Annotated in this window: 12 protein-coding genes; 10 read left to right on the top strand and 2 right to left on the bottom strand. The window is 70.8% G+C overall.

Annotated elements, in window-relative coordinates; translation table 11 throughout:
• The first annotated feature begins 160 nt into the window (after positions 1-160).
• The 9 genes from HDA45_RS06915 to HDA45_RS06955 are packed head-to-tail and all read left to right on the top strand — an operon-like array spanning position 161 to position 9,998.
• Complete coding sequence (locus HDA45_RS06915) at positions 161-991, top strand: DMT family protein (protein WP_184892953.1); 831 nt, start codon at positions 161-163, stop codon at positions 989-991.
• Entirely contained in the window at positions 988-1,959 is a 972-nt protein-coding gene (locus tag HDA45_RS06920) for a polysaccharide deacetylase family protein (protein ID WP_184892955.1), read from the top strand. Before HDA45_RS06915 ends, HDA45_RS06920 begins: the two co-directional genes overlap by 4 nt.
• Complete coding sequence (locus tag HDA45_RS06925; protein WP_246480642.1) at positions 1,956-3,125, top strand: O-antigen ligase family protein; 1,170 nt, start codon at positions 1,956-1,958, stop codon at positions 3,123-3,125. Before HDA45_RS06920 ends, HDA45_RS06925 begins: the two co-directional genes overlap by 4 nt.
• Positions 3,125-4,201 (top strand): glycosyltransferase, encoded by a 1,077-nt coding sequence (locus tag HDA45_RS06930; RefSeq protein WP_343072010.1) that lies wholly within the window; start codon positions 3,125-3,127, stop codon positions 4,199-4,201. Before HDA45_RS06925 ends, HDA45_RS06930 begins: the two co-directional genes overlap by 1 nt.
• On the top strand, positions 4,198-5,070 hold the full coding sequence (locus HDA45_RS06935) for a YveK family protein (RefSeq protein WP_343072011.1): 873 nt from the start codon (positions 4,198-4,200) through the stop codon (positions 5,068-5,070). Before HDA45_RS06930 ends, HDA45_RS06935 begins: the two co-directional genes overlap by 4 nt.
• Positions 5,067-6,308, top strand: a complete 1,242-nt coding sequence (locus HDA45_RS06940; protein ID WP_184892957.1) for a glycosyltransferase 87 family protein — start codon at positions 5,067-5,069, stop codon at positions 6,306-6,308. The genes HDA45_RS06935 and HDA45_RS06940 overlap by 4 nt, the downstream gene beginning before the upstream one ends.
• The gene (locus HDA45_RS06945) at positions 6,305-7,741 is read left to right on the top strand and encodes an oligosaccharide flippase family protein (RefSeq protein ID WP_184892959.1); all 1,437 of its coding nucleotides are present in this window, start codon (positions 6,305-6,307) and stop codon (positions 7,739-7,741) included. Before HDA45_RS06940 ends, HDA45_RS06945 begins: the two co-directional genes overlap by 4 nt.
• Entirely contained in the window at positions 7,738-8,847 is a 1,110-nt protein-coding gene (locus tag HDA45_RS06950) for a glycosyltransferase (protein WP_184892962.1), read from the top strand. Before HDA45_RS06945 ends, HDA45_RS06950 begins: the two co-directional genes overlap by 4 nt.
• Complete coding sequence (locus HDA45_RS06955) at positions 8,844-9,998, top strand: glycosyltransferase (protein WP_184892964.1); 1,155 nt, start codon at positions 8,844-8,846, stop codon at positions 9,996-9,998. The genes HDA45_RS06950 and HDA45_RS06955 overlap by 4 nt, the downstream gene beginning before the upstream one ends.
• Here the strand turns inward: HDA45_RS06955 and HDA45_RS06960 are convergent.
• Both HDA45_RS06960 and HDA45_RS06965 read right to left on the bottom strand, forming a co-directional pair.
• Complete coding sequence (locus HDA45_RS06960) at positions 9,927-11,222, bottom strand: putative glycoside hydrolase (RefSeq protein WP_184892966.1); 1,296 nt, start codon at positions 11,220-11,222, stop codon at positions 9,927-9,929. The two genes, HDA45_RS06955 and HDA45_RS06960, sit on opposite strands and share 72 nt — an antisense overlap.
• On the bottom strand, positions 11,204-12,622 hold the full coding sequence (locus HDA45_RS06965; RefSeq protein ID WP_184892968.1) for an exopolysaccharide biosynthesis polyprenyl glycosylphosphotransferase: 1,419 nt from the start codon (positions 12,620-12,622) through the stop codon (positions 11,204-11,206). Before HDA45_RS06965 ends, HDA45_RS06960 begins: the two co-directional genes overlap by 19 nt.
• A 360-nt stretch (positions 12,623-12,982) precedes the next feature.
• Here HDA45_RS06965 and HDA45_RS06970 point away from each other — a divergent pair, with 360 nt between their 5' ends.
• A complete protein-coding gene (locus HDA45_RS06970) occupies positions 12,983-13,795 on the top strand; it encodes a glycosyltransferase (protein ID WP_184892970.1) in 813 nt (270 codons plus the stop codon).
• Position 13,796: the final 1 nt, after the last annotated feature.

The raw sequence follows: 13,796 nt of genomic DNA on the forward strand, positions 1-13,796 counted from the left end.
TTTTGAACCAACGAGAAACCCACGAAACTTTCTCTGCGTGACGAAATTGTCGATCGCTCCTTCGAACGTGACTTTTCCGCTCCGCCTCTACGCTTTCCGAAAACCAGCGTGACGAGGCCGCGGTCCGGCCGGTCCGCGTCATGGGTCGGAGGAGCCGTTCGTGGTCGCTTACGGGATACTCATCGCTTCCGCCGCGCTGTACGCGATGGGGATCGTCGCTCAGAGCATCGCCGCCCGGCGGGCCGGGGACCGGCGCGGAACGGCGCTGGGCCTGCTCGCCCGTCTCGCCTCCGATCCCTTGTACCTGCTGGGATTCGGCGGTCAGGTGGGCGGCTTCGCGCTCGCTTTCTTCGCTCGCGGCTCGCTGCCGCTGTACCTCGTCCAAACCGCGTCGTCGTCGGCGATCGGTTTGGCCACCGTGTTCGGGGTCGTGGTGCTGCGGTGGCGGTTGCGGACCACGGAAGCGTTGACGCTGGTCCTGATGGCGATCGGCCTCATCGCCCTTGCCGGTTCCTCGGAACCATCGGTCGCCGCGGATCTCTCGCCTGCCGCCGCACTGATCCTGACGGGTGTCGTGGCCGGGGTCGGCGTCGCGATGTCCCAGCTGCCCCGGACCACCACTTTCCCGCTGCCCGCGATCCTTTCCGGAATCGCGTTCGCCGTCGTGGCGATCACGAGCCGTACGCTGGCCCATCTGGATTTCGCTTCGCTGCCGGGGAATCCGCTGACCTGGCTGATGCTCGCCGCCGCCGTGCTCGGCCAGGCTTCGATGGCGCTCGCCCTGCAACGCGGCCTGGCCACCGCGGTGGTGGCCACGGCCGATGCCACGACGATCGTGCTGTCCTCGGTCACCGGCATCACGGTGCTCGGTGACCGGGTCGCGGCGGGAACCGGGCCCTGGGTCGCGTTCGGCCTCACCGCCGTCGTGATCGGGGTCCTGGTGCTCGGTTCCCGTTCACGGGCGGCCACCTCGGTCGAAGCGGTCGCATGACCGCGCGACCGTTGGCGAGCGTGTCGGTCGATCTCGACAATCTGTGGGCCTATCTCAAGACACACGGAGATCCCGCCTGGCGCCGGTATCCCAGCTTTCTTCCCTCGGCCGTACCCCGGCTGGTAGAGCTCCTCGGTGAGCATCGGCTGACGACCACGGTGTTCGCGGTCGGAGCCGACGTCGTCCGTGAAGACGGCGCCAAGGCGGTCAACGAGATCGCCGCGGCGGGCCACGAGATCGGCAACCACTCCTTCGGTCACGAGCCCTGGCTCCACCGGTATTCGCGTGATCGCCTCGAGGAAGAGCTGCGGCGGACGGAAGACGCGATCGTCCTGGCGGGCGCACCGCTTCCCGCCGGCTTTCGCGGCCCCGGTTTCAGTGTCACGCGCGAGCTCGTCGAAGTCCTGGTGGATCGGGGTTATTCCTACGATGCCAGCACGCTCCCGACCTGGATCGGCCCGCTGGCCCGGGCCTATCACAACCGCACCGCTCCCCCGGCCGCCCGCGACTCCGGGCGAAGCGAACTGTTCGGCGGGTTTTCGCGGGTGCTGGCGCCCGTGCACACCTACCGCTGGCGGACGATCGAAGGCGGCACTCTCGTGGAGCTGCCGGTGACGACGATGCCGCTGCTCCGCACCCCGATCCACGGTTCCTATCTCCTCCACCTCCACGAGATCTCGCCGCGGCTGGCGCGCGTGTACTTCAAGACGGCGCTTCGGCTTTGCCTCGCCCGCGGAGTCGCGCCCTCCTTGCTCCTGCACCCGACCGACCTCCTCGGTGGCGCCGAAGCTCCCGGCATGGAGTTCTTTCCGGGCATGGCCACACCGGGGAGCCGGAAGGTCGCTTGGCTGGGCTGGGTACTGGGAGCTTTGCGCGAACACTTCGACGTCGTCGGCACCGGCGAGTACGTCCGCCGGACGGAGTCACGGCGGGAACGCGCGGTGACGCGGATGGAGACCTGGAGATGACGCTGCGGGTTCTCGCGTACGCCACGGTGGGACTGGCGCCCGTCGAGGGGTACCTGACGGCGGCGAACGCCCACCTCGGCAAGGTCGCGCCCGCGCTGCTGGTCGCTGTCTGGCTGGTGGTCCGTGTCCGGCGGCGGCGACTCCCCCGGCCGACCCCGCTGCACGCGGTGCTGGCACTTCTCGCCGTGACGGTGGCGACGACCGCCGCGATCCATTCGTCCGGCGCGTTCACCGCCGAGTACACCTTGCGCTGGCTGCCGTTCCTCGTGATCACCGCCGTGCTCGCGGACGTCGCCTCTCGCGAGGTCCCGGTCCGGGGGCTCCTGCTGGCGATGGCCACGGGAGCCACCGCGGCCGGGATCGGCGCGCTGTACAGCCTGATCATCGGCGGGGAGGCACGGGCCAGTGGCCCGCAGGCGGATCCGAACGACCTCGCCTACTTTCTCGTCGCCGCGATTCCCCTGCTCGCGTTGGCGGGCGAAGCGCTACATCAGCGGGTCGCCGCCGCTCTCGGCGGCACCGTACTGGTGGCGGGGGCGCTGGCGACGTTCTCCCGCGGCGGCGCGCTGGGGCTGACGGCGGCGATCGGGTGGCTGGCCCTGCGCCGCGTACTGCCGTGGCGCGTCCTCGCCGCCACCGCCGCCGTGGTCGCGTTACTGGGATTCGGAACCCTGCAGTTCGCCGGACCGCAGATCGAGCGGGCCGTGCAGGAGAAGAGCTTCATCGCCGCGTCCAATGTGGACACCCGGGAGCTGCGCTGGCAGGCCGCGGCCCGGATGGTCGCCGAACAGCCGTTCTCGGGCGTGGGTCCCGGCGGGTTTCGGGAGGCGTACGCCGCCCAATCCCACAACGCCGAGGTCGACGAGCAGACACCGGTGGCGCACAACATGTACCTCGAGGTGGCCGCGGAACTGGGCCTGCCGGGGTTCGCCCTGTTCGCCACGATGATCGGCATCGCCGGAGTCGCGAGTGAACGGGCGATCCGATGGGTGGTTTCACCGGGACCTCGCCGGATCGAGGCCGTCGCGATCCAGGCGTCGCTGCTGGCCGTGCTGGTCGCCTCGACGTTCCTGTCCGAGCAGTACTACCTGCCGTTGTGGTCGTTGGCCGCGCTCGCCGTCGCGGCCGAAATCCGGGCTCGCCGAGAAGATCGTGGAGAAGATTAGTGCCGATTCGTGTGCTGCACGTGATCAGTGAGATGGGCGCAGGCGGGGCCGAGACCCTCGTGGCGGGCATGGTCGGCCGCGGCGAGGAGTACGGCTGGACGTCCGCCGTCGCCAGCGGAGGCGGCTTCCGCGCCGACGCCCTTGCCGCGGACGGGGTGCCGGTTTTCCCCGTCCCTCTCGCCTTCCGCAGCAGGACGGGCGCGCTGCGGGCCGCGTGGGCGGTGCGCCGGGCGATCGCCCGCTTCCGCCCGGACGCCGTGCTGGCCCACAACGTCGGGGCGAGCCTGATCGCCCGGCTCGCACTGGTGCCCGGACGACGGCCGCCGTTGCTGACCGTCTTCCACGGTGTCGCCGACCGAGACTTCCCGACGGCCGCGCGGATCGTGCGGCGCACCTCGGACCGTGTCATCGCCGTCTCCACCGCCACGGCCGACAGGCTGGTGGAAGCCGGTACGAGCGATCCCATCGTGATCCGCAACGCCGTGTTCGCGCACCGCCCGGTGTTCGGTCGCGCGGAGGTGCGGGCGTCGCTCGGGATCACGGACGGGACACCGGTCGCGCTCTGCCTCGCCCGGCTGGAGCCGCAGAAACGCCACGACGTCCTGCTGGACGCGTGGGCCCGGCTCGACGGCGAAGCGGTGCTGTGGCTCGCCGGTGACGGCAGCCTCCGCGCCGACCTCGAAGCGCGCGGCGAGTCGTCGGGCGGGCGGGTCCGGTTCCTCGGTACCCGCACGGACGTGCCCGATCTGCTCGCGGCGGCCGACGTGCTGGTGCTGAGCAGCGATTGGGAAGGTCTCCCGTTGGCCGTGCTCGAAGCGATGGCTGCCGGACGCCCGGTCGTCGCGACCGACGTCGGCGGTGTCCGTGACGTGCTTTCGGGCGGGGCCGGGCTGGTGGTGCCGCCGGGCGAACCGGCCGCCATCGCGAACGCGCTGGAATCCCTGATGTACGACCGCTCCGCCCGGGACTTCGCCACCGTCGTCGGCCTGCGCACCATCCACCGTGATTACGACCCGCACACCTTGATGAAGACCTACGACGAACTGATCCGGACCACGATCGGAGGTGACCGGTGAAGAACCCACTGGCGCGGACCGTCATCCTCGGTGGTGCCGCGGCGCTCGTGATCGGCCTGCTCGTCCTGACCGTGGGCCTGACCCGCGGCGAGCAGTACCAGGGCCGCGTGAGCCTGCTGGCCGAACCCGCCGAACAGGTGGCGGGTTCGGCCGCACAGTACGGCGAAGTCGTCTCGTTGGCCTTGCCCGCATTGGTCGAACTCGCCCGCAGCCCGTCGGTCTTGCGGGCGGCCGCCCCCGGTTCCGGCTTCTCACCCGAAGAACTCGGGCGTCAGGTGTCGGTGGAACTGGTGCCGGCCTCCGGGCTGGCGCGACTGTCCGTACGGGCTCCTTCGGCGGAGCGGGCCGGGGCGACGGCGTCGGCACTGGGCGAGGCGATGATCGACGCGAACCTGCTGGCCCCGGCGGGCAGGCTGCGGCTGCTGGATTCCCGGCCCGACGTCGCCGCTATCACCCCGGACGTCCCTTTGGTGGCGGGACTGTCCTTGGTCGCCGCGGTGGCGGCCGGACTGGCGACGGCGGCGATCCGGCGGCTGACACCGGGAAAACTCCGGGGTGAGGCGGGTTCGGTGCGCCGGTCGCTGGCCGCGGCGGGGATCCACCGTCCGGTGACGGTCCTGCGTGGCGACGACCCCGAGACGGCCGACCGGTTGACCGTGCTCGGGATCGCGGCCGGTTCGCCACTGCGCGTGGTACCGGTCGCACCGGACTGCGGCGAAGTGGCGGCCAAGCTGGCGGCCGCTCTTCCGGCGGGCGACGGAACCGGAACCGCGGTGGTGGCGGTGACAGGGCGGCGTTACGACGAGTTGATCGCCGCCGCCGCCGTGCTGCCGTCCGGCGCCGTTCTCGTGGCGGTGGTGCTGGCGTGAGCGCGAGACAGCGCGTCGTCGTGCTCGTCGGGGCCGCCGTCGGTCTGCTGAGTGCCTGGCACGCCCTCGCGCCGTCCTGGCGAGTGCCGCTGCCCGGCGAGGCGAACCCGGCCGAGGAACGGCTGCAGGATTTCCGCGACGCGCTGTACTTCCCGATCCGGGAGTTCCTCGCGGGCGGCAATCCGTACGACCCGGCCTCGATGTTCGCACACTGGCCGGTGCGGCAGGACTTCAATCTCTACCAGCCGTACCACCTGCTGGTGCACCTTCCGTTCGCACTCCCCGGCTACCGGGTGGGCGCGGTGGCCTTCACGGTGTTCGGCGCGCTGCTGCTGGTCGCGCTCGCGGCGATGGCCGCCCACTCGGTCCGGCGGCTGCTCCCTGTTCCCGTCGTGGTCACCACCGTCGTGATCGCGGCGCTGCTGATGACCAGTCAGGTCGGCAAGGCGCAGCTCTACGTCGGCCAGGTCAACCCCCTGATCGCGCTCGGCGCGGCGGGGGCACTGCTCGCCCGGCGTGACCGGCCGGGCTGGGCCGCGGTGGCCCTCGCTCTGGCGTGGCTCAAACCGCAGTACGGCTTTCCGCTGGCGATCCTGTTGTACGCCAGGGGGTCGCGGCGGGTGGCGGTGGCCGGAACCGCCGTGGCGGCCGCCGCGAGCTTGCCTGTCGTGGTGTCGCTGGTGAGCCGGAGCGGCGGGATCGGCGGTTTCCTCGACGTCGTCGTCGCGAATCTCACCCATGCCCGTGGCACCGCCTACGGTGCCGTCGATTCCCTGACGGCGCAACGGATCGACGTCGCGGCCGTCCTGTTCCGGGTCACCGGCGGGGTTCCGTCCGGTATCGAGCCGATCGTCCTGGCCGGTGTGCTCGTGACGAGCGTCCTGCTCGTGCGGCGGCTGGACCGGGCGGGGTCGGCACCGGTCGCGGATCTGCTCACCTGTCTCGCCGTGGTCGTCTGCTTGGTGCATCAGCCCGGTGACGTGCTGATCGCCGTGCCCTCGATGGCCGCGGTGGCCGCCCTGTGGTGGCGCGACCGTCCCGAGCCGGGAGGGAGCGCTCCTTGCTTCGCGCTTCTGGCGCTGGCCGTGCCTTTCGCGCATCTGTACACAGTGGACTCGACGATCGTCTCGGTGTTCGGCGAGCGGGCGGCCGTCACGATCGACGGTGTCGCCGTCGTCGCCGCATGGTGTCTGCTCGTCTTCGCCGCCGTCCGGCCGGCCAGGGTGCCCGTCGGATGACCGGCGACCTCGGCACGCGGGCGGTACGGGGTTCGCTGTGGCTCGGCGCGGTGAACCTGGTGAGCAAGAGCAGTCAGATGCTGGTCACCTTGGTACTGGCGGCGTTGCTGACCGAAGGACAGCTCGGCGTGGTGGCGCTCGCGGTGTCGCTGGTCAACGTCGGCCAGGTGGTGCAGTCGGTGGGTGTCTACGACGTGATCGGCCGCACCGGACGGGATCCGCGCCGGATGGCGGGCACCGTCCTGACGCTGAGCGTGGGCGCCGGGCTGGTCCTGGCGGTCGCCCTCGCCGCCGCGGCGGGACCGATCACCGCGTCGTTCGGCGCTCCCGACGCCGCCGGACTGGTCCGCCTGGCCGCTTTCGGCCTGCCGTTCTCGGCCGCGGGCGGAGTGCAGATGGGGTTGATGCACCGGAAGCTGGACTTCCGCCGCCGTCTGCTGCCCGACGGTGGCGGCGCGATCCTGGGCGCGGCGGTGACGGTCGTGCTCGCCGTCGGCGGTGTCGGACCCGCCTCCCTGGTGATCGGCCTCGTCAGCACCGCGGTCGCCCAGCCGCTGCTCGGTGCCCTGGCGGGCGGCGGCGTGCGGCCGTACTGGGACACCGCGGCCGCGGGCGAAGCACTGCGCTGGGCCGTGGTCGTGGGCCCGGCCGCGGTCGTGGGAGCGCTGCTGGTCAACCTGGACTATCTGGTGGTCGGGCAGCTGCTCGGGCCGGAAGCGGTCGGCGTCTACTCGCTGGCGTACCGGCTGGCCTGGGTGCCGTACATCATGGTGGCGGTCGTACTGGGCGCGGTGGCCTTTCCGGTGTTCACGCGCTTGCACCGTGAAAACGGCACGCTGGCAGCGGCTCTCACGCGCTTCACCCGGGCTGTCCTCGTACTCACCGGCGGCCTGTATCTCGCGCTCGCCGTCCTGGCCGACCGCGTCGTCCTGCTGGGCGCGCGCTGGGCCGACGCGGCGGGTCCGCTGACGCTGCTGGCGGGATACGGCCTGGGGATCTGTCTGCTGCAGATCTGGTACCAGGCGGTGAAGGCGACCGGGCACGCGCGGCGGTATCTGGTCCTGGAATGCGTCCATCTGCTGCTGTTCGCGGCGGGACTGGTGTCGTCGGCCCGGCTCGGGATCACGGCCGTCGCCGCCGTCCAGTTCGGGGCGGCCTGGCTGATGGTGCCACTCGCGTGGCGCGTGCTGGCGGGGCTGGGCGTGGCGACTCCGGCCCGGGAACTGGCCGGGATCATCACGCGGGTGCTGGGGGCGTGCGCCGTCGGTGCGGTACCCAGCGTTCTGCTCGCCCAGGCCGGATTGTTCGGTCCTTCGGACTCGCTGCCGGGCGCTCTGTGCGAAGGCGTGGTCCTCGTCGCCGGATACGCCGGGGCGACGCTCGTCCTGCACCGCGGCGAACTGGCCGAAATGCGGCGAGGTGTGCTGCGGTGAAGATCGTGCACGTTTCCCAGCCGGTGTCGGCGGGAGTCGCCGTGGTCGTCCTGGAACTCGCGGTGGCACAGCGGGAGCGGGGCTGGTCGGTGACCGTGGTGTGCCCGCCGACCGGCTGGCTGGCCGCGAGCGCCCGCCGCGCCGGGATCGAGGTGCGCGGCTGGCGAGCGACACGCTCCCCCGGCCTCGAGATGGTCGTGGAAACGGTGCGGTTGCACCGGATCCTGGCGAAGCTGCGACCGGACGTCGTGCATCTGCACAGCTCGAAGGCGGGTCTGGCCGGCCGTATCGCCCTGCGCGGCAGCCGTCCGACGGTGTTCCAGCCGCACCTGTGGTCCTTCGAGACCGCGCGCGGTCCGCTGCGGCGGGCGTCCGCCGCGTGGGAGCGGTTCGCGTCCCGGTGGACCGACCTCGTCGTCTGCGTGAGCGACGACGAACTCGCCGCCGGTCAGGACGCGGGCATCACCGCCGACGCCGAGGTCGTCTGCAACGGCGTCGACACGGCGAAATTCGCCCCGGGAGACCGGGCGGCGGCGCGCCGGGCGCTCGGCTTGCCCGAACAGGCGCCGATCGCCGTCTGCCTCGGCAGGCTGGCGGAACTCAAAGGCCAGGACCAGCTCTTGTCCGCGTGGCCGGAGGTCCTGCGGCGCCTGCCCGACGCGATGCTCGTCCTCGCCGGCGACGGCCCGATGGGCGACGTGTGGCGCGAACGTCATCCGGTCGCGGCGCATTCTTCGGTGCGCTGGCCGGGTCACACCGACGACTCCGCGGCGTTCTACACCGCGGCGGACGTCGTGGTGCTCCCGTCACGGGCCGAAGGCATGGCGCTCGTACCCCTGGAAGCCATGGCGTGCGCCCGGTCGGTGGTCGCGTTCGACGTCGGCGGGATGCGGCAAAGCATCGCCGACGCGGGAGCCGTACTGCCGCCGGGTGATCTCGGCCTGCTCGCCGACGCGGTGGCGAACCGGCTCGCCGACCCGTTTCTGGCCCGCGGCGAAGGCCGACGGGGACGCCGCCGCGCCGAACTGTCCTTCGACCGGCGCCGGATGACCGACCAACTGGCCGTCCTGGTCGACAAACTCACCCTCACGGAGGGAACTCGGTGAAACGCATCGCCTATCTGCTCACTCAGGACCGGGGCGGCCCGGTGGACGTCACCGTGCGCCTCGCCGCGACACTGCTCGACGAGGGTGTCGACGTTCGCGTGTTCGGTCCCCTCCCGGCGCGAGGAGCCGAGCTGCTCAAAGGCTGTCACGAACATCTTCTCGTGGCGGGGAAACAGGACCTTTCCGCTGCCGGTCGTGCCCGGGCGGCGATCCGGGCCTGGCGACCGGACGTCGTGCACGCCCAGGACCGACGGTCCGGGCTCGTCCTCGCGGGCTCGCGCTTCGGCCGTGGCGTGCGGCCCGCCCTCGTCCAGACCTACCACGGTGTCCCGGACGACGTGACCGAGCCGTGGTTTCGTGACGCGCCGGGTTCCGGCGGGCCGTCCGCCTACACGCGGGCGGTCCTGACGGGGGATGCCGTGGTCGCCCGGATGCTGGACCACACGATCGTGCCCGCCGAAGCGATGGGCCGGTTCCTGCGCCGACGGCTACGCGTGCCCGCGGGACGGCTGACGCGGATCGACAACTGCGTCGGCTCGGTGCGGCCGAGCCCACCGGCAGGACCGGTCCGCCACTTGATCTTCGTAGGGCTTCTGGTGGAGCGCAAAGGAATCCTCGACCTGCTCGCCGCGCTCGGCGCCCTCGGTGTCTTTCCCCGCGATGCCCGGCTGACCGTGGTGGGCGACGGACCGCAGCGGGCCGAAGCCGAACGGGCCGCTCAGGCGCCTCCCTTACGCGGGCGCGTGACCTTCCTGGGTTTCCGGCCGGACGTCCCCGCGCTGATCGCGAACGCGGACGCCCTGGTGCTGCCGTCCGCCATGGAACAGCAGCCCCTGGTCGTGGCGGAGGCGATGGCCGCCGGAAAGCCGGTCATCGCCACCGATACCGGTGGTGTCGCCGACATGCTCGGCCCGGGTCACCTGGTGCCGCCGGGCGACGTCCGCGCCCTCGCCGCCCGCTTGCGCACGCTGTTCGCCGATCCGGATCCGGGCCGGACCGGCGTCCTGCTCGCCGCGCGTGCCCGGCGGCGGTTCACGCCGGAAGTGTGCGCACAGCGGCATATCGACCTCTACGAGTCGCTACTTCGGTTTGACCATCACCACCGCGTCGGCCGCGGCCAACTCGAGGGTGGCGGGCGGTGGCGGCGATGAGGTAGCCGGGGCGGGTGAAGAAGTCTTGGGACGGGCGGGCGGGCCACCCACCGGCACAAGGCCTTCGGGAGGCGTCACGGTCTGCGTCGCCGAAGTCGGGTTCACCGCGACCCAGCCGCTGGTGAACGTCCGGGTCCAGACCCCGTTCGGCTGACGGCCCGCGGCGTCCACCGCCTCCCCGAGACCGCTGCTCTGCAGAGGGGACCACTCCGGATCGCGGTAGTCGTCCGTCGTGGCCGGGGTCCAGCACGTCCGCGGACCGGCCAGCAGTGCCGCGCTGGCATAACCCGCCCGGTCTTGCTGGGCGGACCTCGTCCGCGTGACCAGCAGCAACAGCGACTCACCGAGCGCGGCTTGGGCCCGCAACTCCTGGAACTCGTTGCCGCGGAAAGTGAGCAGACCACCTGCCCCGCCGTTCTCGCGGAACCCGAAATTCTCTTCCATGGCACCGCCGAACCGGGAGTGCGCCGTCCATCTCCCCGGCAGCAGATGGGTTTCCGACACGTTCGGCACGAACAACTTGCCCGCCTTCTGGAACGCTTCACCCACCAGAGACAGGAAGGCTTCGAGGCCATCCCGCAGTTTCCGGTCGGTTTCGGCCGCTGTCGCGGTGCCGGTGAGGATCGCCGCCGAGTAGTGACTCAACGAATTGAAGTCGTTGTCGGCGAGGATCCCGTCCCAACCCTCCCTGGTCACCTCCGCCACCACGGCGGTCTTCCAGGCCTGCTGGTAGGCCTGGTCCCACACCGTCATCTGCCAGTGCCTCGGGTATCCCTGCCACTCGATGCGGCTTCCCCGGGTGTCGGTCGCGAACCACTCGGGGTGCGCCCGCTGCGCCGCGACATACCCGATGCCACTGGGCAGGAACTCGGCGTCCTCGCCGCCGTTCACCGCGCCCGCGTAATTGCGGGTGCTGGACAAGTCCTTGTACACCAGCACTTTGATCCGCGGGTTGAGCTCACGGAGCTTCCGCATCGCCGGTGCCTGGTCGGCGTTGAGCACGACCACGTCGTAGCGCCGCGCGGCCAGTTCGAGCTCGGCGGCCGTCGGCGGTTGCCCGATCCCGTACCACCACGCGCACGGTGCCGACGGTTTCGGTGGCGGCGCCGCCACCTCTTCGGCGGAACTCCAAGTGCACCCGGCCACGCATCCCACGGCCAGGACGAGTGCGGCGCACAGCCTGGTCGCCCTCGGGTGATCGCGCCTCAGCGCTGCCTTCGGCACCACAGTTCTCCCACCGTGAGGATGATGATCTTCAAATCCAGCCAGAGCGACCAGTTGGCGATGTAGTAGTTGTCGTAGCGCGCCCTCTCCGCGATGGACGTGTCCCCGCGGAGACCGTGCACCTGCGCGAGACCGGTCAACCCGGTGGGAACCCGGTGCCGGGCCCAATACAGGTCGTGGACGGCGGAGAACTCTTCGACGAACACCGGACGCTCCGGACGCGGGCCGACGAGCGCCATGTCCCCGCGTACGACGTTCCACAGCTGTGGCAGTTCGTCCAAAGAGGTCTTTCGCAGAAACCGCCCGACCGGGCCGACCCGGCGATCCCCGGCCACCGACCAGCGTGTCCGCGAATCGTCCACAGTGTCCTGTCGCACGCTGCGGATCTTATAGAGCAAGAAGGTCCGGCCGTCGACGCCGACCCGCACCTGCCGGAAGATCACCGGAAATCCGCTCTCCAGCACGACGGCGAGCGCGCACACCGCGATGACCGGCGCCAGGACACCGAGCGCGGCGGCGGCCAGCACCCCTTCGAGCACACGCTTGACCCGCCAACCGGGCCGACGGGTCGGCACGCCCGCCAACCACACCAAAGGATGACCGCGTAACCGATCGGTCCCCGGCTTGTCCGGGCAGAGCGCGGACAACCGAGGCAGGACCAGGGTGACGCAACCGAACCGGTGTGCCGTGACGACCGCGGCGGCGACCGCGCTGTCGCTGTCGCCGGAGTGCGCGAACACGACCGTGCCCGCCCCGTGCCGGGTGATGGCTTCGGCCAGACCGTCGTGGACCACCTCCACCGGGAGTTCCCCGTTCCACGGCTCCGAGCCCGAAGGCACGAAACCGACCGGCAGCAGGCCGAATTCGGGGTGCCGCATCATGGTCCGGATCAACTCGCCCGCGCTTTCCCCCGCTCCCACCACGATGGCGCGGTCGCACCGCCGGAGCCGTCTGCGCCCCCACCGGCCGACGGCGAAGACCCCAGGCCGGACGCTTTCGCTGAGCACGACGAACACCAGCACGAGTTCTTGCGCGGCGGACATTCCGTATCCGCCGGGGTCCGTCACCAGTGTCACGCAGTCCACCAGCACGAACGCGACCCCCGAGGTCGCCACCGACCGCGGCAGATCCTGGAGCCAGGAAAGCCACAGGCGACGTCGGTGCACCCGCCCGGCGAGCCGGGCGCCCGCGAGCGCGACCCCCGCCACGGCCGCTTCCGGCAGTTCCGCGCCGGTGACCGCGATCGCCGCCAGCCAGGACGCGAAATCGACCGTCAGCAACAAGAACACGACGGCGTTGACCCGGGCCAGCAACGGCCGCTTCCGTGTCGTGGCGGCGGTCCTTCGACGCCGCTGACCCGGCAGTGGCCCGGCCGGGGCGGGGCTCCTCAATTCGGTCACCGGCGTCGACCCTTTCGCGCGACTCCGGAGAATGGTCGAAAATGCCGCATGCCGCACCTCCCACGTCTCACGGGTTTTTCCGCTACGGTCATTTCCCACCTCCGGCAAAGCTCATCCATTCGGGGCAGTTTCGCTTCCACCGCCGAGTCCTTACCTTGCGTACCAAGGCGAAGGCACGATCGGGGAACACGGTGAACCCCTTCGAACCACACGGGTGAACGCCGAGTAGTCGCACACTCGACCCTCCTTTCGGGGGACCTTGGACGGCCCTAAAGAAAGGGCTCAACATAGCCGAATATGAGCAGGCGGCCGAATTGAGGTGTGCGGCCGCGGACCATATCGAAGCGCCGAAGGGGACCCGTGTCAGTGGAGAAGACCGTTCTGGCCACCAGAACGGAACCGGAACGGAACGCGAAGACGGGTGGACGCGCACACGTCGTCCTCCCCGCGTTCAACGAAGAAGCAGCACTGCCCGCCCTGCTCCGGCGGATCGCCGACGTGGCGCTCACCGAACAGATCACCGTCTGGGTCGTCGACGACGGTTCGTCCGACCGGTCCGCCGCCGTCGCGGAGTCCGGTTTCGGCGGACTCGAGGTGCGCGTCGTCCGGCATCCGGTCAACCTCGGCTTGGGCCGTGCCGTACTGTCCGGACTCCGCGCGGCCCTGAAGGAGTCCGGTCCCGACGACATCGTCGTGGTCATGGACGCCGACGACACCCACGACCCCGGTCTGATCAGCTTGCTGCAGGCGGAAATCGCCACCGGTTCGGACGTCGCCATCTGCTCGCGGTTCGTCCCGGGCGGCGACGATCGGACCGCTCCTGTCTTCAGGCGCCTGCTCTCGCGCGGGGCGGCGCGGCTCTTCCGGCACGCGCTCGCCGTCGACGGCGTCCGTGATTTCACCAGTGGCTACCGCGCCTACCGCGCGACCCTGCTGACGAGGGCGTCGGGCCACTGGGGCGAGCGGCTCATCGAAGAACAGGGCTTCGCCTGCATGGTCGAGCTACTGCTCAAACTCCGCCACTGCCACCCGGTGATCACGGAGATCCCCTTGGCTCTGCACTACGACCGCAAACAGGGTCCGAGCAAGCTGAAGCTCCGGCGGACCATCCTGCAGTACGTGAAACTGCTCGCTCGCGATCGGCTCAGCCCGGCGCCCTTCCGGAAGCTGTGAA

Source organism: Amycolatopsis umgeniensis, from assembly GCF_014205155.1.
GTDB classification, from domain to species: domain Bacteria; phylum Actinomycetota; class Actinomycetes; order Mycobacteriales; family Pseudonocardiaceae; genus Amycolatopsis; species Amycolatopsis umgeniensis.

Coding starts and splice junctions, on each gene's coding strand:
- HDA45_RS06920 (WP_184892955.1), top strand. CDS start 988: ATGACCGCGCGACCGTTGGCGAGCGTGTCGGTCGATCTCGACAATCTG.
- HDA45_RS06925 (WP_246480642.1), top strand. CDS start 1,956: ATGACGCTGCGGGTTCTCGCGTACGCCACGGTGGGACTGGCGCCCGTC.
- HDA45_RS06945 (WP_184892959.1), top strand. CDS start 6,305: ATGACCGGCGACCTCGGCACGCGGGCGGTACGGGGTTCGCTGTGGCTC.